Source organism: Hyphococcus sp. (genome assembly GCF_965267305.1).
Classification (GTDB): Bacteria; Pseudomonadota; Alphaproteobacteria; order Caulobacterales; family Parvularculaceae; genus Hyphococcus.
Map to the genome: position 1 here is coordinate 3742094 of NZ_OZ253945.1, position 16564 is coordinate 3758657.

A 16564-nucleotide genomic window follows, 5' to 3' on the forward strand; every position below is an offset into this window, starting at 1 on the left:
GAGGCGGCCCTTCGCAACTGCAGCATCACTCTCGCCCAGAACGGAGCGTTATTCAACGGTCACCGATTTGGCGAGGTTGCGCGGCTGGTCGACATCCGTGCCTTTGGTCGTCGCCGTGAAATAGGCGAGAAGCTGGATTGGAACGGCATAGACAATAGGCGAAAGCATCGGATGCGTCTTCGGCGCTTCGATGGTCGCCCAGGCCTTGGCCCCGGCTTCGGCGATGCCGTCCTTACAGGAAATTAAAAGCGCCTTGCCGTCGCGGGCCATGACTTCCTGCATATTTGAAACAGTTTTTTCGAAATGTGAGTCGAGGGGCGCGATGACGGCGATGGGAAGGTTCTCGTCGATCAGCGCAATTGGCCCGTGCTTCAATTCGCCCGACGCATAGCCTTCGGCGTGAATGTAGGAGATTTCTTTCAGCTTCAGCGCGCCTTCGAGCGCCATCGGATAGGAAACGCCGCGGCCGATATAGAAGATGCCCGTCGCCTTCGCGATCTCGCGGGCGATGGTTTCGATGTGATCGCTTTGCTTCAGCGCTTCGGTGACAAGGCGCGGCAGTTCGAGCAGGCCGGAAACGAGGTCCCGTTCTTCGTCTACGGAAAGAACGCCGCGCGCACGTCCGGCGCCGATGGCGATGCAGGCGAGCGAGACAAGCTGGCAGGTGAATGCTTTGGTCGAGGCGACGCCGATTTCCGGGCCCGCCGCCATGGGGAAGATGATGTCGGCTTCCCGGGCGATGGAGCTTTCCGGCACGTTGACGACCGTGGCGATCTGCTGGCCGTTGGCGCGCGCTTCGCGCAACGCCGCGAGCGTGTCGGCGGTCTCGCCGGACTGAGAAATGAAGAGCGCGCCGCCGTTTTTGGTCCAGGGCACGTCGCGATAGCGCAACTCAGAAGCGACATCGATTTCGATGGGCAGGCGCGCCCATTTCTCGAACCAGTATTTGGAAACGAGCCCTGCATAATAGGCGGTTCCGCAGGCCGAAATCGTCAGCCGGTCGAGCTTGGCGAAGTCGAATGAACCGTTGGGGAGGCGAACGGTCTTCGCCACCGGGTCCACATAGCGCGAGATGGTGTGCGCAATCACTTCCGGCTGCTCGTGAATTTCTTTCGCCATGAAGTGGCGGTGGCCGTCCTTGTCGACGAGGCCTTGAGAAGCAGCAGAGATTTTTTCCGGACGCTGAACTTTTGTGCCGGTCTCATCGCGAACATCGATCGTGTCGCGAGTAAGGACGGCCCAGTCGCCTTCTTCGAGATAGGTGACGCGATTGGTGAAAGGCGCCAAAGCATAGGCATCCGAGCCGAGGAACATTTCGCCGTCGCCGCGGCCGATGGCGAGGGGGCTCCCCTTGCGGCCGCAGATCATAAGGTCGTCTTCACCCGAAAAGATCGCAGCAAAGGCGAAGGCGCCGCGCATCCGGCAGATGGCTTTTTTGAAAGCTTCGGCCGGCGTCATGTTTTCCGTTTCGAGATAATAGGTGATGAGCTGCGGACAGACTTCGGCGTCGGTTTCCGATTCGAAGACAACGCCCTTGTCTTCGAGTTCGCGGCGGAGTTCTGCGAAATTCTCGATGATGCCGTTATGAACGACCGCGCAGCGATGGGTTGCATGGGGATGCGCGTTGGTTTCGTTGGGAACGCCATGGGTCGCCCAGCGGGTGTGGCCGATGCCCGCCTCGCCGGGCAGGGGATCGGCGGCGAGCACGGCGTCGAGATTGCCGAGCTTGCCGGACGCCCGGCGGCGGTCGAGCCTGCCGTCGGTTACGGTCGCGACGCCCGCCGAATCATAGCCCCGATATTCGAGCCGTTTCAGGCCAGCCATGATGCGGGGAGCGGCCTCGCCGGAGCCCAGAACGCCAATAATGCCACACATATTTCCGTCGACCTCGTCAGATTGCGCCATCACTGGCCCGGATGCCGTTTTTCAGGCGTTTCCGGCTGAATTATAGCAAAATCCTGGCCGCTGAAGGGTTACCGCGCCAGATCCGCCAGCTTTCTTTTAGTTAAGGGGCGCGCAGCGGCTTGTATATGGGTTGGCCGTTTACTTTATTATCGGCTTTGCTATCCCCGTGGCGGTTCCCGTGACCGGTCATCCGACCGGGTTTCAGCCAGAAAACGCCGCCGGAGACGATTGATGAGACGAACAGGCCTGCCGCTTCTTTTTTCCCTTTTCGCCGGAATGTCTTTGTTCGCTGCGCCCGCTGTCGCCGATGACGAGGGGGATGAGACGCGCGGCGAGCCGATCACGCTCGGCTATATCGAAAACATCGCGGTCGGCAATCTGGCGCTCGCTATGAAGGGAAAGCTCGACACCGGGGCGGATACGAGTTCGGTCCACGCCTACAATGTCAAAGTCTACAAGCGCGGCGAGCGCGACAACTGGGTGCGGTTCCGTCTGATCGGCAAGGACGGACGGGCGGTGCGGTACGACCAGAATGTCATCCGCTTCGCCGCTATTAAAACAAAGACCGGCGGCCTCATCCGCCGCCCGGTGATTCATCTGCCGCTTTGCGTTGGCGGCAAATGGGGCCGCGCGGAAATTAACCTGGCGGACAGGGGCGACTTTGAATATGAGATTCTGATCGGCCGCGAGTTTCTCGCCAATCGGGTTCTGGTGGATGCGAGCCGCACCTTTACCGCCGAAGAAGACTGCGAACCCCCAAGTGAAGATAACGAATGAAGATTAAAGTCCGCCATGCGGTGATCTTGGGGCTCGCCCTGATCGCCGCCGGTTTTTCCATCTTTTTCATCAAGGCGGCGATCCTCCATTATCCGCTGGAGCCGGGCGTGCGCGCAACGCTGTGGGATTTCGAACTCTTTCTCGAATTTGACGGGCAGAACGAGCCAGCGCGCATCGAGGCCTATGTGCCGGCGACGGATGTGGAGCGCGCGTTCCCGCAGGAGCGTTTTTACAACGGCTCTTTCGGTCTTTCGCTTGTGGGCGAACCGGCGACGCGCAACCGCAAAGCGGTGTGGACCTATCGGTATCCCGCGAACCGCAAAGTGCTCCGCTATGCCGCGCAGACGCTAGGCGAAACTAATGCGACGCCCTTGCCGCTGTCCTTCCGGGAGTCGGGGCCTGGCGCTGTCCCCTTCGAAGCAGACCCGGTGAAGCGTCAGGCGTTTATCGTCTGGTCCGGCAATCTGCGCCAGCGCTCGGCGGACGACCGGTCTTTCGCCGATCTCGCTATCGCCGAAACCTTCGGTGAGCGCACGGGCAGCGAACAGTATGCCGATGAAATCTCCGCGCTCCTCGATCAGGAAACCGGGACGGTCGGACGGCTTGAGCTTGTGCGCCAGCTTCTGCGGTCGCAGGGCGTGCCAGCGCGGATCGCAGGCGGCGTTTATCTCGGCGAGACGCGGCGTCGTCTCGAAACCCATCGCTGGCTCGAATATCACATCGACGGCGAGGATTTCCGCTTTTTCCCGGACGGCGAACCGTCGCGTTTTTTCACGATCTGGTACGGAACCGAACCGCTTGTCGAAGCCTATGGGGTCGAGAATCTCGACGTCCAGATCGCGCTTCGCCCGCTCGAGACAGCAGCGGTCGACATCGCTGAAAACGCCCCGGGCCCCTTGGGAACTTTCGGCCGTGCGCTCGGCTTTTCCGGCCTGCCGCTGACGACGCAGCTTGTCTATCAGGTGCTCATCACCATTCCCGTGGGCATCACCATGCTCGTCTTCATGCGCCAGTTCATCGGCTTCAAGACGCTCGGCACCTTCATGCCGGTGCTGATCGGCATCGCGTTCCGGGAGACGGCGCTGTTGAACGGCGTTGTTCTGTTCTGTTTGCTCGTCGCCGCCGGCCTCGCGCTCCGGTTCTATCTGGAGCGATTGCAGTTGCTGCTGGTGCCGCGGCTGGCGGTGGTGCTGATTTTCATCGTGATGATGATGGCGGCGGTGGCAGTTCTCATGGCCGAAACGAACCAGGCCATGGGGCTGTCGATTTCGCTCTTCCCCATGGTGATCTTGACCATGACCATCGAGCGCATGTCGATCGTCTGGGAGGAGAATTCCGCCAGCGAGGCGATCAAGCAGGGCATCGGATCGCTCGCCGTGGCGGCTATCGCCTATCTCGTCATGACCAATGAACAGGTCGAATATCTCATGTACCGCTTCCCGGAGCTCCTTCTGGTGCTCATGGGGCTGTGCGTCCTGATGGGCCGCTATACCGGACTGCGGCTTTCCGAACTCTGGCGCTTCAAGGCGCTTGCGAGCTAGTGGAGCGAATTTGACATTTGAGCCGCGCTTGCCGCAGGGTTCGTTCTCAAATGTCAAATTCAAAAGCTCCGCTAGAAGCTAAATTTTACTAGTGGTCTTAACGTTTCCGACATTTGCTCGGAACGTGCGGCAAGGAAAAAGCAAATGTCGGAAACGGACCACTAGCCATGCTGAACACCTTCAAGGCGTTGCGGGCGAACGGCGTCATCGGGATCAACGAGCGCAACGTCAAATATGTGAACGCCTTGAACCCGCGCAAATTTCTGGTGCGGGTCGATGACAAGGTCCTGACCAAGGAGCTTGCGGAGGCTGCGGGCATTCCGACGCCGGAACTCTACGGCGTCATCAAGGATGCGCGCGACATGAAGCATCTCGCCAAATTCATCGATCATCCGGACGGCTTCGTCATCAAGCCGGCGCAAGGCTCGCAAGGCAAGGGCATCATTGTTGTCGACGGGCCGTTGAAAGGCGGCTGGCGCCTTTCGTCGGGGCGTCGCATTGATCTCGACACCATGAAGTTCCAGATCAACAACATGCTGTCGGGCATGTATTCCCTTGGCGGTCAGCCCGACAAGGCGCTCATTGAATACCGCGTGAAGTTCGACGACGTCTTCGGCAAGGTTTCCTATCGCGGCGTCCCGGACATCCGCGTGATCGTCGTCAAGGGCATTCCGGTGTTCGGGATGTTGCGATTGCCGACGGCGGAGAGCGACGGCAAGGCAAACCTCCACAAGGGCGGCGTCGGCGCCGGGATCGACCTTGCGACCGGCAAGACCATGCGCGCCATGCAGCATGACCAGTTTATCGACATTCATCCCGACACAGCGCATCCGCTGGAAGACATCCAGACGCCTTACTGGGACGACATCCTGCTGATGGCGGCGAAGTCCTATGAGGTGACCGGGCTCGGCTATATCGGGGTCGACGTGGTGCTCGATCGCGACAAGGGGCCGCTGCTCCTCGAACTCAATGCACGGCCCGGCATTTCAATCCAGATCGCCAACCGCCGGGGCTTGCGCTTCGTGCTTGAAAAAGCGATGGCGCTCGGCGATGAAAAACGGCCGCCGGAAGCGCGCGTGGAGTTGTCAAAAAGTTTGTCCGACGCAGCGCCGGTGAAACCGGCGATGATCCAGCCGCCGGTTTCCGCCGACTAACCTGCCTTGATCATATCCGCGGCTTTTTCCGCGATCATGATGGTCGGGGCGTTGGTGTTGCCGGACACGAGCAGCGGCATGATCGAGGCGTCGATAACGCGCAAGCCTTCAACGCCGTTGACCCGGCATTGCGGATCGACGACGGCGTCCGCGTCCGATCCCATGCGGCAGGTCCCGACCGGGTGATAGATGGTGTCGGACCGCGCGCGGATGTCGGCTTCTAGCGCCGCATCGTCCGCCGGTTCTTCGAGATAAAGCCGCTTGCCGCGCACCGCCTTCATCGCCGGCGCATCAAAAATCCGCTCGACGATGCGTGCGCCTTTTTTGAGGCGTTTGAGGTCGTCCTCGTCCGAGAGGAAATTCGGATCGATGGCGGGCGGGGCATGCGGGTCGGGAGAGGCGAGGCGCACGGTCCCGCGCGATTTCGGGCGCAAGACGCAGACATGGCAGGAGATCCCGCCGCCGAGATGTTTCTTGCGCCCGTGATCGTCGACGATGGCGGGCAGGAAATGAAGCTGCACATCGGTCTCCGGCTCCGAAGGATCGGTTTTCAAAAACCCTCCCGCTTCGGCGAGATTGCTAGTGAATGGGCCCTCGCGACGTTTCCTATAGGCGTTGAGCGCGGGCAAGGCGCGCATCGCCATGGCCATATGCATGCCGATCGTGTCAGGCGACTTCGTTTTGTAAATCGCCGCCCAATCGAGGTGGTCCTGCAAATTCTCGCCGACCTGGCGCCGGTCAGCGATCACATCGATCCCATGTTGCTGAAGATGTTCCGCCGGTCCGATGCCTGAAAGCTGCAACAATTGCGGCGATTGAAATGCGCCTGCGGACAAGATGACTTCGCGTTTCGCTTTGACGGTCTTCAGCGCGCCTTTATGGGAGAAATGAACGCCGGTCGCACACTTTCCGTCAAAGACGACGCGCTCCGTATGCGCGTCGGTGATGACGGTGACATTAGGGCGCTCCATCGCCGGGTGAAGATAGGCTCGGGCGGCGGAACAGCGCTGGCCGTCGCGCTGCGTCACCTGATAATAGCCCATGCCGTCCTGGGTTTCGCCGTTGAAATCGGCGTTCGACGGCAATTGCAGTTCGCTGGCGGCCTCGAGAAAAACATCCGACAACGGATTTTTGTAGCGCAGATCGGAAACCGTCAGCGGCCCGCCAATGCTGTGATGCGCATCCGATCCGCGCTGGTTGTCCTCCGCCTTCAGAAAGTAGGGAAAGACATCCTCCCAGCTCCAGCCCGCAGCGCCATGGTCGGCCCAGCGGTCGTAATCCGCGCGGCTGCCGCGAATATAGATCATTGCGTTGATGGAGCTTGAGCCGCCCAGCGTCTTTCCTCGTGGCTGGTGGCCGTTACGATTGTTGAGATGCTTTTGCGGCTTGGTTTCGAAACGCCAGTTCAAGGGCGTGTTTTCCCCGAAGAAGGCGAAGCCGATCGGCGCGTGGATCAGCGGGTTCGTGTCCGGCCCGCCCGCTTCGAGCACGCAGACGGTGACGCAAGGATCTTCAGAAAGGCGCGAGGCGAGCGTGCAGCCGGCGGAACCTGCGCCTACGATCACATAATCGAACTCGCCCGCGCTTTCGCGTCCGTTTTTGCTATTCGCCATGACGCCCTAGATGAATTTGCGCAGGATAGAGAGAACGTTTGCCGTCTTCTCCGTATAGGGAGGATGAAGAATGCCACCCGCCGCGAAACGGCTCTGGTAAAAGACCGGTTTCAGATGCGAGAAAGTGTTGAATCCCGCCTCGCCGTGATAGGCGCCGATCCCGCTTTTCCCGACCCCGCCGAACGGAAGATTCTCCTGCGCCACATGCCAGAGGACATCGTTCACCGTGACGCCGCCGGAAACGGTGTTCTGCAAAACCTTGTCGCGCGCTGCGCTGTCTTCCCCATACCAGTAAAGGGCGAGCGGCCGGTCGCCGCGATTGATGTGTTCGATCGCATCCGCCGCCGACTGGGCGGGGAGAATCGGCAGGATGGGCCCGAAAATTTCTTCATTCATGAGGCCAAGCTCCGCCGGCGGATCGATGACCATGGTGAGCGGCATCTTGCGTTGCGGATAAAGGGCGTTGGAAGACCCCACCTCGACGATCTTCGCCCCCTTGTCGCGCGCTTCGTCGACAAGCGATTTCAGCCGCGCGAAATGCCGGTCGGAAATGATCGAGGTGTAGTCGCTGGTCGTGTCGATGGTGGGAAACATCTTGCGCGCCGCGCCGGCGATGGCGTCCGCCGTCGCATCGAGTTTCTCCCGCGGCACCAAAACGTAATCCGGCGCGACGCAGGTCTGTCCCGCATTCATCATCTTGCCATAGGCGATGGAGCGCGCAGCCGCGTCGATGTCCGCGCTTTCGTCAATAATCGCCGGGGATTTGCCGCCGAGCTCCAGCGTCACCGGCGTCAGGTTCTTCGCTGCTGCTTCAGCCACGCGCCTGCCGATGGCAGTGGAGCCGGTGAAGAGGAGGTGGTCGAAGGGCGTTTCCGTAAACGCCTGTCCCGTCTCAACACCGCCGGTGACGACCGCGCAGACGCTTTCTTCGAACTCGGCGGCGATAGCGGTGCGCAAGGCTTCCGAAAGCCGCGGCGTCAGCTCGCTCGGCTTGATGAGGACGCGATTGCCGGCGGCGAGGGCGGCGGCTGCGGGGGCGAGCGCAAGCTGCAAGGGGTAATTCCACGGCGAGATGATTCCAATGACGCCGAGCGGCTGCGGCTCAAGGCGGCTCCTCCCTGGCAGCATGTGCATAGGCGTCGGAACGCCGCGCGGGCGCATCCATTTTTTGAGATGGCGTTTGGCGTGACGTGCGCCCGAAACCGTAACGACGATTTCCGCGATCAGCGTTTCCTGACGCGCGCGATTGCCGAAATCCTCGCTGATCGCCTTGATGAAGGTCTCTTCATTGGCTTCGGTCAGGCGGATCAGCCGGTCGAGATTGGCGATTCGCTCGTCATAAGACATAAAGGGCGCCACAGCGTAGGCTTCCTTTTGCAATGCAAAAAGACGGCTCAGCTCCTTTATATTCTCACTTGCGGCAGGGGCGGCGTGCGCGGTGTCTGCGGCCATCATGGCCTCCCAATTATGTTTTCGCCGGAGTTTAATCCATCGGTATGGCCTGTCCAGCGGCCTTGGCGCCTGTCGGAGAGGCCTTCACAGCTCGGGTGCTCGGGATAAGCGAAATACTTCGTATAAAGATGATTTTTGCCGGATGCGCTCGCTTCGCGAACGGTCGGGGTTCATGGTGGAGCTGAGGGGAATCGAACCCCTGACCTCGTCATTGCGAACGACGCGCTCTCCCAACTGAGCTACAGCCCCATTCCAGGAAGGGCGGGGCCGCCCTGGCGTGAGGGAATGGCCCCGTTTGGGAAGCGGCGTCTTACGGCTTCGCGGGGGCCGGTGTCAATTGTTCGCGGGGGGCGGGAAGCTGGCCCTCGCGCCGCAAGGCGGTTAAGCTCCGGGGCCGTTCCTGAAAGGCCTGACGCACATGACGCCGCCCATCCTGCCGCTCCTTCTCGCCGCGCTTTTATCCGCCTCGAAATCGGAAATTCCACCCTCTCAATGGGATTGCGCCAACGATGTGGAAGTCTGGTGCGCGGTCGATGGCTGCGCCGCGCGGCCCGAAGAGGAAACGACGCCCATGTCGGTGTCGGCGGGGCGGGACGGGCGCTTTTCTGTCTGCGCCTATACGGGCTGCTGGGAGGGCGAGACGGAAGTCGTTGAGACAGCCGGGCGGCTCCTCTGGGTGGCGGATGGGGTCGGATTTTCCTCCCAGCCCGAAGGCGGCTTCGAGGCCGACATCACGCTTCTCATTCTCGAAAAGGACGGGGTCGGCTTTGTGCGGGCGGGCGGCATCGCGAGCCCGCTCCTCTGCGCCCGGCGGCCGGTGGACAATGATCTTGACCGCGAGAACGGGACCGGCGGACAGGGCTGAAACCCCGACCAAACTTGCATGGCTCCACGACTGCCCTTAAGTCCCGACTGCCCTTAAGTTTTGGGAATTGTCTGACGAGGAGCCTGAAAGCCCATGATCCCACTGCCGGTGTTCTCGCTGATCGACGCCATCCTGTCGATTTACTCCCTTATCGTTTTCGTAGCGGTGATCATGTCCTGGCTCATCAGCTTCAACGTCATCAACCGGCACAATCAGTTCGTGGACATGATTTGGCGCTTCGTCACCGGCCTCACCGAGCCGGCCTTAAAGCCGATCCGAAAAGTCATTCCCTATATAGGCGGGATCGACATTTCGCCGCTCGTCCTGTTGCTCCTCGTCTACTTCCTGCGCGAGATGAACCGGTGGATCGCCTTGCGCATCGGCGTCTAAAGGGCCTTGACGTCTTACTATAAGATGATTGACGGCGGCGCGCGTTTATTAGTGCGCGCAAGTCCCGGCGCGAAGGCGGACGCGATCGCCGGGCTTTGGCGAAGCGCGGATGGCGAGATGCGGCTCGCAGTCAAAGTCGCCGCGCCGCCAGACAAGGGCAAAGCCAACGCGGCCATTCTGAAGCTTCTTGCCGGTGCGCTCGGCTTGCCGAAATCGGCGCTGATCCTCTCCGCAGGCGAGACTTCGCGATTGAAGTCTATTGATATAAAGGCTGAAAAAACGGCGCTCGCCGCAGCGCTTGACCGATTGGCCCAATAAAGGGCCTGGGAGGAAACATGACGACCATCATCGATGGAAAAGCCATCGCAGCCGGGTTGCGCGAAAAAATTGCGGGCGCCGCGGCCGACATCAAGGCAAAGCATGGCGTGACGCCGGCGCTTGCCGTCGTGCTGGTGGGCGAGGACCCGGCGAGCCAGGTCTATGTGCGCAACAAACATGCGGCGACGGAAAAGGCCGGCATGCGCTCCATCGAGCACAAGCTTCCTGAAACGACATCCGAAGCCGATGTGGTTGCGCTGGTGCGCAAGCTGAATGGCGATGAGGAGGTCGACGGCATCCTCGTCCAGCTTCCGCTGCCGGAACATATTTCATCGGATCGCGTCATCAATGAAATCCATCCCGACAAAGATGTGGATGGGCTCACCGAGGCGAATGCCGGGCGTTTGATTCTCGGCAAGGACGGGCTTATTCCGTGCACGCCGCAAGGCTCAGTGATCCTCGCCAAGACAGTGACGGAAAATCTCTCCGGCCTTCACGCGGTGGTGGTCGGACGCTCCATCCTGGTGGGAAAGCCGCTCGCCATGTTGTTGCTTGCGGAAAACTGCACCGTCACCATAGCGCATTCGCGCACCAAGGATCTCGCCGCCGTCTGCCGCGAGGCGGATATTCTCTGTGCGGCGGTGGGCGTTCCGCGTCTCATCAAGGGAAGCTGGGTGAAAAAGGGCGCCATCGTCATCGATGTCGGCATCAACCGCATCGAGGAAGACGGCAAGACGCGGCTTGTGGGCGACGTCGATTATGACGGCGCGCAAGACAGGGCGGGGGCCATCACGCCGGTGCCCGGCGGCGTCGGGCCGATGACCATCGCCTGCCTGTTGCGCAACACGGTGATCGCCGCCGCGCGGCGCCGCGGTCTCGGCGCCGTGGATGTCTGAGGTTTAAGGACAGGGATTCTGGATGCGGCCGTGAAGGTCGTTCACGGCCTTTTCCATCTCGTCAGTCCATTTGATTTCGAGCGAAGAAAAGATCACCTCGAGCTGGTCCATGTCGCGGGCGCCGAAAATATTCGATGTCACGAATGGCCTTGTGGTGACGAACTGCATGGCGAAGGCCGCCGGGTCTGCGTTGAATTCTTTAGCGATCGCGAGATAGCCGCGCACGGCTTCATCGGTCATGGGCGTTTCGTAACGCTGAAGCCGATTGAACAGCGCCTTGCGCGAGCCCGGCGGATTAGCGGCGTTAAGATACTTGCCGGTGAGCGCCCCTTGCGCGATGGGCGAGTAAGCGAGCAGCCCCACATCTTCCTCCAGCGCCATTTCGGCCAGCCCCGCTTCGAAGATGCGGTTCAACAGATTGTAGGCGTTCTGGATGGAAACAACGCGGGGAAGGTTTTCCTTTTCCGCCGCATTGAGAAACTGCATCACGCCGTAAGGCGTTTCATTGGAAAGACCGATGTGACGCAGCTTTCCTTCAATCACAAGCTCGCCGAGGGCGCCGAGTGTTTCTTCGATGGGAACGCCCTTTTCCTTGTAATGAGTATAACCCGTGCGCAGGCCGCCGAAGAGGGGAACCTGCCGCTCCGGCCAGTGGATCTGATAGAGATCGATATAATCAGTCTGCAGATTTTTCAGGCTGCGCTCGACGGCGAAGCGGATTTGTTCAGGCGTCAGCCGCGTCTCACCGCCTTCGGGGCGCATATAGGCGGCTGGCGACCGTCCCGCGACCTTGGTGGCGAGAACGACCTTGTCGCGCACGCCGCGCGAGGCGACCCAGCGCCCGACAATGCGTTCCGATTCGCCTTGCGTTTCCGGTTTCGGCGGCACGGTGTACATTTCCGCGGTGTCGAGAAAATTGATCCCGCGGTCGAGGCAGGCGTCCATCTGCAAAGCAGCCTCGTCTTCGGAAATCTGGTCCCCATACATCATCGTCCCGAGACAGAGTGCGGGAACGTGCAAGTCCGTGCGGCCGAGGCGGCGCTTTTCCATGAGCTTCTCCTTTTGCGCATCATGACGCTTCGCCTGATGGAGAGCGCGGCGAAAAGCGAAGCGCAACCCCTGAGCGCCGAACATGCGGAACATATTGAAAACAGTGCGGCGGAACCCCATTTCATCGAACAAAGCGTTCTGGAGGGACGATATGACGAATTTCAAGAAGATGAAGGCGGGCTTCCTCGCGGCCGCCTCGGTGATGGCGGCGACGGCGGCTTTGTCGCCGGCCGGCGCTGCGGATATCGATCCCGTGGCGGCGCCTGTAACAATTGCCGTTGAGGCGCCGGTCGCCCACGCCGTTGATCATGCGGATCAGGACAAAGCCCCCATGAGCGCCAAAAAATGGGCGCTTCTGGCTGCCGCCGCCGGCGCGCTGGCGGGGCTTGTGAAGCTCATCGGCGCGCGCAAGGTGGCGGACGCTGTTGCGGAAGGGGCGATCAGAACCGCCCGTATTGCGGCCTCAACGGCCTCTGGCGCGGCCCGCGCCGTGGGCCGAACCGTTTCCTCGCCGTTGAGGTTTCTGGCGGCGCTTTTCGGCCTGGCGCTCTTCGCGCTGGCGGGAATTGGCCTTTATGACGTGGAATGGCTCGGCGGCCTCGTCTCCGGGGCTTTGCTGGCTGGCGCAACGCTTTTCGGCATGTGGAAAACCCGCCTGGCGCTTCGGCCGGCCAAGGTTAAAGCAAAGCCGGCGCCTGTTAACGCTAACGAAAATTAACCAGTAAAAACAACAATTTGAGGCGAATTAAGGCGGCAGCGTCTTAGTTTCGCCCCATTCCCAGCCTAAAAACTTTCCTCGTTAGGCAGGCTCAAACGCCCAATCGGTCTCTCCTCCGAAGCGCTCGACCCTGACGCTCTTTACACGCACCACACCCCCTGAAAACCCCGCCGGAAGGCGGGGTTTTTTCTTGCCGGTATTTATGCACAGCAAGGCTGATTTCGGCTCCGTGCTTATTGCGCGGTTGAGCCGCATCACGATACCTCAAATCCATGAGCCGCGTCCTGATCGCCCCGTCCATTTTGTCCGCCGATTTCGCCCGCCTGGGGGCGGAAGTCGCCGCCATTGCGGCGGCCGGGGCGGATTTCATCCATGTTGACGTTATGGACGGCCATTTCGTGCACAATCTCACCATCGGCCCCATGGTGGTGAAGGCGATCCGCGGCGCGACGGACCTGCCTTTCGATGTTCACCTCATGATCTCGCCGGTCGACGCCTATATCGATGAATTCGCGGCGGCGGGGGCGAATATCCTGACCGTCCACCCGGAGGCGGGCCCGCATCTCCACCGGACGCTGCAGCGCATCAAGGGAGCGGGGGTGAAAGCCGGCGCGGCGCTTAATCCGGCGACGCCCGCAAGCGCCATCGAGGCTGTGATCGAGGATCTCGATCTTGTGCTTGTCATGTCGGTCAATCCGGGTTTCGGCGGGCAGAAATTCATTTCCTCGCAGCTCAAAAAGATCGAAGCCGTCCGTAAACTGATCGATGCGTCAGGCAAAAACATTCACCTCGAAGTCGATGGCGGCGTCGACCCGCAAACTGCGCCGCTGGCGATCGAAGCGGGCGCCGATGTGCTGGTGGCGGGCTCGGCCGTCTTCCGAGGCGGCGAGAAAAATTACGCGGCGAACATCGCCGCATTGCGTCCGGGGTCTTAAAAATTCATGGCGCGCGCGCAAAAACATTCCGGAAAAGCCTCGCGCGACGTCATTGCGCGCATGCGCCGCGCCTGGGGCGAGAGCCCGTTCTATCAGGCGCAGTTGAAAGGCCCGGCGCCGGACCGGCTCCTGTTTCAGCCGGACGATCCATACGCGCCGGATAAAACGATTGCGCAGGCGCTGGCGCGCGGACGCATCGCTGTGGGCGATGAAAGCGTCGATTGCGAGGGAGAGCTCGACAAACTCTGGGACATGGCCGAGCCCGGCGGCGCGCTCTTCGCCTGGCTGCAGGAGTTTTCCTGGCTGCGTCATCTCTCGGCGCTGGGCGACGACGGCAAGGCGCCGGCGCGCGCGCTGATGAAAACCTGGCTTGACCGCCATGAGCGCTGGTCGGCGGAGAGCTGGGAGCCTTATTTCACCGCGGAAAGACTGGTCGAGCTTTGCTCCCATCACCCGCTGATCCTCGCCGGAACCGATGCGCTGTGGCGCAGCCGGGTGCTCGCTTGCATGGCGCGCCAGACCCGTCACCTCGCGCGCTCGGCCCATCGCGCCGGCACCGGCTTCGACCGCCTGATGACCGCGCTTGGGCTCGGCATCGCGGGTTATTCCCTGCCGGGCTGCGAAGGTCCCGCCGAACGCGGGCTGGAAATGGCGCGGCGTGAATTGCGTTTGCAATTAAGGCCCGACGGCGGACATGTGAGCCGCAATCCCTCGCGGCAGTTGAAGCTTGCTTTACGTTTGCAGGCGCTCATCAAGGCGATTGAAACGCGCGGCTTTCAGCCGCCGGGATTTTTGCGCCATCAGGTGCAGCGCGCGAGTGCGATGGCGGTCTTCTTCCGCTGTCCCGACGGGAAGCTCGCGGTGTTCAATGGCGGTTATGAAGACGATCCAAAAGCGATCATCGCGGTGCAGACCGGCGCCGCCGCCGATCTCGGCCCGGCGGATTTTGCGCGCCATTCCGGCTATCACAAACTCACCGGCGCGCGGGCGCTGTTGATCGCCGACACCGCCGATGACAGTGGATCGGGCTTCAAAAGCACAGGGTCGTTGCATTTTTCTTCGGGCCGCAGCCGCATTTTCGTCAATTGCGGCAATGGCGCTCATCGCGGCGCCGACTGGCGCAAGGCGCTGGAACAGCGCAGCGCCCATACGGCGCTGTCCTTCTCGGAAGGCGGGCCGGCGCCGGTCTTCGGAGAGGTCGCTCATCGCCGCGGTGAGGAAACCGCAGGAAGATTGCTCGAAATCGAACGACGCATCGAAACCGCCAATCCGGAAGGCGCGTCCTATTTGCGCCGCCTTTTTCTTGCGGCCAACGGCGCCGATTTGCGCGGCGAAGAAATGCTGGCGGGACCGAGCCCCCGCGAAATCGATGTCGCAGTCTGGCGTTTCCATCTCGATCCCGGCGTCCGGGCATCGCTGGCGCGCGACAGAAAGTCAGTGATCTTGCTTCTGCCCAATAAAGAAGGCTGGCGGTTTAAATCCAATTGTCCTGAGCTCCTTCTCGACAAAAGCGTTTATTGCGGCGCCGGCGGGGCCCCCGCAGCCTGTGAACAAATTGTCATTCGCGCCGAGTCCTACGACCGGCCAGAAGAGACGGCTCTCAATGTAAAATGGGCGCTGCAGCGCCTCGATGCAGTCTAGGCGCCCGTGCGGCTGGCGCATCGTGCGGCGATGTGCATAAATAAGAAAAGACGCTAGGGGCGCGGGCGATGCCGGGAATCTTGGATACAGTGCGGTCTTTTCTGGGCGCGGAACGTGCGCGGCTTCGCCCCGGCCAGACGGTGGATATCGCCAATCTGTTGCCGCGGGCGCCGCGCAAGATCGACCTCAAAGCCGCAAAAAAGATGGTGACGGGCAAGAGCATTCTCGTCACGGGCGCCGGCGGCACGATCGGGTCGGAGCTTTGCCGGCAACTCGTGACATTTGAACCGGCGCGCCTGACGCTGGTCGATAATGCGGAATTCGCGCTCTATCAGATCGATCTCGAGCTGAAAGAAGCAGGCCATGGCGATATCATCAAATCGGAACTGACGGATGTCTGCCGCATCGAACATCTGAAACGGGTTTTCGATCGCGCTGAGCCGGACGTTGTGCTTCACGCCGCCGCGTTCAAGCATGTGCCCATCGTTGAGGAAAATCGCTGCGCCGGCGCGCTCGTCAATGTGCTTGGCGCCAAAAACGTCTTCGACGCCGCCATCGAGCATGAAGCGGAATCCGTCGTCTTCATCTCCACCGACAAGGCGGTGAACCCCACAAGCTTCATGGGCGCAACGAAGCGCATCGCGGAGCTCTATGCACAGGCGCTCGATGTCGCCCAGAACGACACGCGCTTCGTCACCGTGCGCTTCGGCAATGTTCTGGGATCGACAGGTTCTGTCGCGCCGCTCTTCACCCGCCAGATCGAGCGGGGCGGGCCATTGACCGTAACCCATCCGGAAATCATCCGCTATTTCATGACGACGCGCGAGGCGATCCAGCTTGTGCTGCTCGCAGCGAGCCTCGACGTTGCGGAGAACACCATCGTCACCCATGACGGGCGCGTCTTCGTTCTCGACATGGGCGAGCCGGTGAAAATCCTCGATTTCGCCAAGCGCATGATCGAGGCTTATGGTCTGACCCCCGGCAAGGACATCGAGATCAAGTTTACCGGCCTCAGGCCCGGTGAGAAACTGTTCGAGGAGATTTTCCTCGACACCGACGCCTTGGTGAAAACCGGCGCAGAGGGCGTGTTGCTCGCGTCGCCGGCGATGATTGACCTGCCGCTCCTCAATCCGCGGCTTTCCGATGTTATCGACGCTGCAATCAAGGGCGACCAGCCGGTTCTCGACGAGGCGGTCCACCATCTGGTGCCGGAATTCAGCGCCATGAACGGCGCCGAAGCGCGCGCGCCCAACCAGTCGAACCGGTAATTTTGCTGCGGCGCCTTGCTGCAGTCTTGCCCTTGGGGCGC

At 61.2% G+C, this 16564-nt stretch carries 15 protein-coding genes and 1 tRNA gene; 11 read left to right on the forward strand and 5 right to left on the reverse strand.

Features of this window, described 5'->3' with window-relative positions; all coding sequences use genetic code 11:
- Window positions 1-48: 48 nt before the first annotated feature.
- Window positions 49-1875 carry a glutamine--fructose-6-phosphate transaminase (isomerizing) gene (gene glmS, locus ACQY5P_RS18145; RefSeq protein WP_428410686.1) on the reverse strand — a complete coding sequence of 609 codons (1827 nt, stop codon included), beginning with the start codon at window positions 1873-1875 and terminating at the stop codon, window positions 49-51.
- A gap of 261 nt (window positions 1876-2136) precedes the next feature.
- Here glmS and ACQY5P_RS18150 point away from each other — a divergent pair, with 261 nt between their 5' ends.
- From ACQY5P_RS18150 to ACQY5P_RS18160, 3 genes are all read left to right on the forward strand, one after another.
- Window positions 2137-2682 (forward strand): ATP-dependent zinc protease family protein, encoded by a 546-nt coding sequence (locus ACQY5P_RS18150; protein WP_428408284.1) that lies wholly within the window; start codon window positions 2137-2139, stop codon window positions 2680-2682.
- A complete protein-coding gene (locus ACQY5P_RS18155; protein ID WP_428408285.1) occupies window positions 2679-4223 on the forward strand; it encodes a UUP1 family membrane protein in 1545 nt (514 codons plus the stop codon). Before ACQY5P_RS18150 ends, ACQY5P_RS18155 begins: the two co-directional genes overlap by 4 nt.
- A gap of 167 nt (window positions 4224-4390) precedes the next feature.
- Window positions 4391-5377, forward strand: a complete 987-nt coding sequence (locus ACQY5P_RS18160; RefSeq protein WP_428408286.1) for an alpha-L-glutamate ligase-like protein — start codon at window positions 4391-4393, stop codon at window positions 5375-5377.
- On the opposite strand, the gene ACQY5P_RS18165 is transcribed toward ACQY5P_RS18160, so the two are convergent.
- From ACQY5P_RS18165 to ACQY5P_RS18175, 3 genes are all read right to left on the reverse strand, one after another.
- Complete coding sequence (locus ACQY5P_RS18165) at window positions 5374-6990, reverse strand: GMC family oxidoreductase (protein WP_428408287.1); 1617 nt, start codon at window positions 6988-6990, stop codon at window positions 5374-5376. The genes ACQY5P_RS18160 and ACQY5P_RS18165 overlap by 4 nt on opposite strands.
- 6 nt (window positions 6991-6996) lie before the next feature.
- A complete protein-coding gene (locus tag ACQY5P_RS18170) occupies window positions 6997-8445 on the reverse strand; it encodes a coniferyl aldehyde dehydrogenase (RefSeq protein WP_428408288.1) in 1449 nt (482 codons plus the stop codon).
- A 170-nt stretch (window positions 8446-8615) separates the two neighbouring features.
- Window positions 8616-8691: transfer RNA gene (locus ACQY5P_RS18175), tRNA-Ala, on the reverse strand.
- A gap of 169 nt (window positions 8692-8860) precedes the next feature.
- Between ACQY5P_RS18175 and ACQY5P_RS18180 the strand changes: the two genes are divergently transcribed.
- The 4 genes from ACQY5P_RS18180 (at window position 8861) to folD (ending at window position 10911) form a co-directional block, all read left to right on the forward strand.
- Window positions 8861-9307: a hypothetical protein gene (locus ACQY5P_RS18180; protein WP_428408289.1), complete on the forward strand. Its 447-nt coding sequence runs from the start codon at window positions 8861-8863 to the stop codon at window positions 9305-9307.
- A 93-nt stretch (window positions 9308-9400) separates the two neighbouring features.
- Window positions 9401-9697 (forward strand): YggT family protein, encoded by a 297-nt coding sequence (locus ACQY5P_RS18185; protein WP_428408290.1) that lies wholly within the window; start codon window positions 9401-9403, stop codon window positions 9695-9697.
- A 24-nt stretch (window positions 9698-9721) separates the two neighbouring features.
- The gene (locus ACQY5P_RS18190; protein ID WP_428410687.1) at window positions 9722-10015 is read left to right on the forward strand and encodes a DUF167 domain-containing protein; all 294 of its coding nucleotides are present in this window, start codon (window positions 9722-9724) and stop codon (window positions 10013-10015) included.
- 17 nt (window positions 10016-10032) lie between these two features.
- Window positions 10033-10911, forward strand: coding sequence for a bifunctional methylenetetrahydrofolate dehydrogenase/methenyltetrahydrofolate cyclohydrolase FolD (folD, locus tag ACQY5P_RS18195; protein ID WP_428408291.1), 879 nt, complete (start codon window positions 10033-10035; stop codon window positions 10909-10911).
- 3 nt (window positions 10912-10914) lie between these two features.
- Here folD and ACQY5P_RS18200 read toward each other — a convergent pair whose 3' ends face one another.
- Window positions 10915-11961: an aldo/keto reductase gene (locus tag ACQY5P_RS18200; protein WP_428408292.1), complete on the reverse strand. Its 1047-nt coding sequence runs from the start codon at window positions 11959-11961 to the stop codon at window positions 10915-10917.
- Window positions 11962-12112: 151 nt separating this feature from the next.
- On the opposite strand from ACQY5P_RS18200, the gene ACQY5P_RS18205 reads away from it, so the two are divergent.
- The 4 genes from ACQY5P_RS18205 to ACQY5P_RS18220 all read left to right on the forward strand — a co-directional run bounded on the left by ACQY5P_RS18205 (window position 12113) and on the right by ACQY5P_RS18220 (window position 16523).
- On the forward strand, window positions 12113-12679 hold the full coding sequence (locus ACQY5P_RS18205; protein WP_428408293.1) for a hypothetical protein: 567 nt from the start codon (window positions 12113-12115) through the stop codon (window positions 12677-12679).
- Window positions 12680-12951: 272 nt separating this feature from the next.
- Complete coding sequence (gene rpe, locus ACQY5P_RS18210; RefSeq protein ID WP_428408294.1) at window positions 12952-13614, forward strand: ribulose-phosphate 3-epimerase; 663 nt, start codon at window positions 12952-12954, stop codon at window positions 13612-13614.
- 6 nt (window positions 13615-13620) lie between these two features.
- The gene (locus ACQY5P_RS18215) at window positions 13621-15255 is read left to right on the forward strand and encodes a heparinase II/III family protein (protein ID WP_428408295.1); all 1635 of its coding nucleotides are present in this window, start codon (window positions 13621-13623) and stop codon (window positions 15253-15255) included.
- A gap of 68 nt (window positions 15256-15323) precedes the next feature.
- Window positions 15324-16523, forward strand: coding sequence for a UDP-N-acetylglucosamine 4,6-dehydratase family protein (locus ACQY5P_RS18220; protein WP_428408296.1), 1200 nt, complete (start codon window positions 15324-15326; stop codon window positions 16521-16523).
- Window positions 16524-16564: the final 41 nt, after the last annotated feature.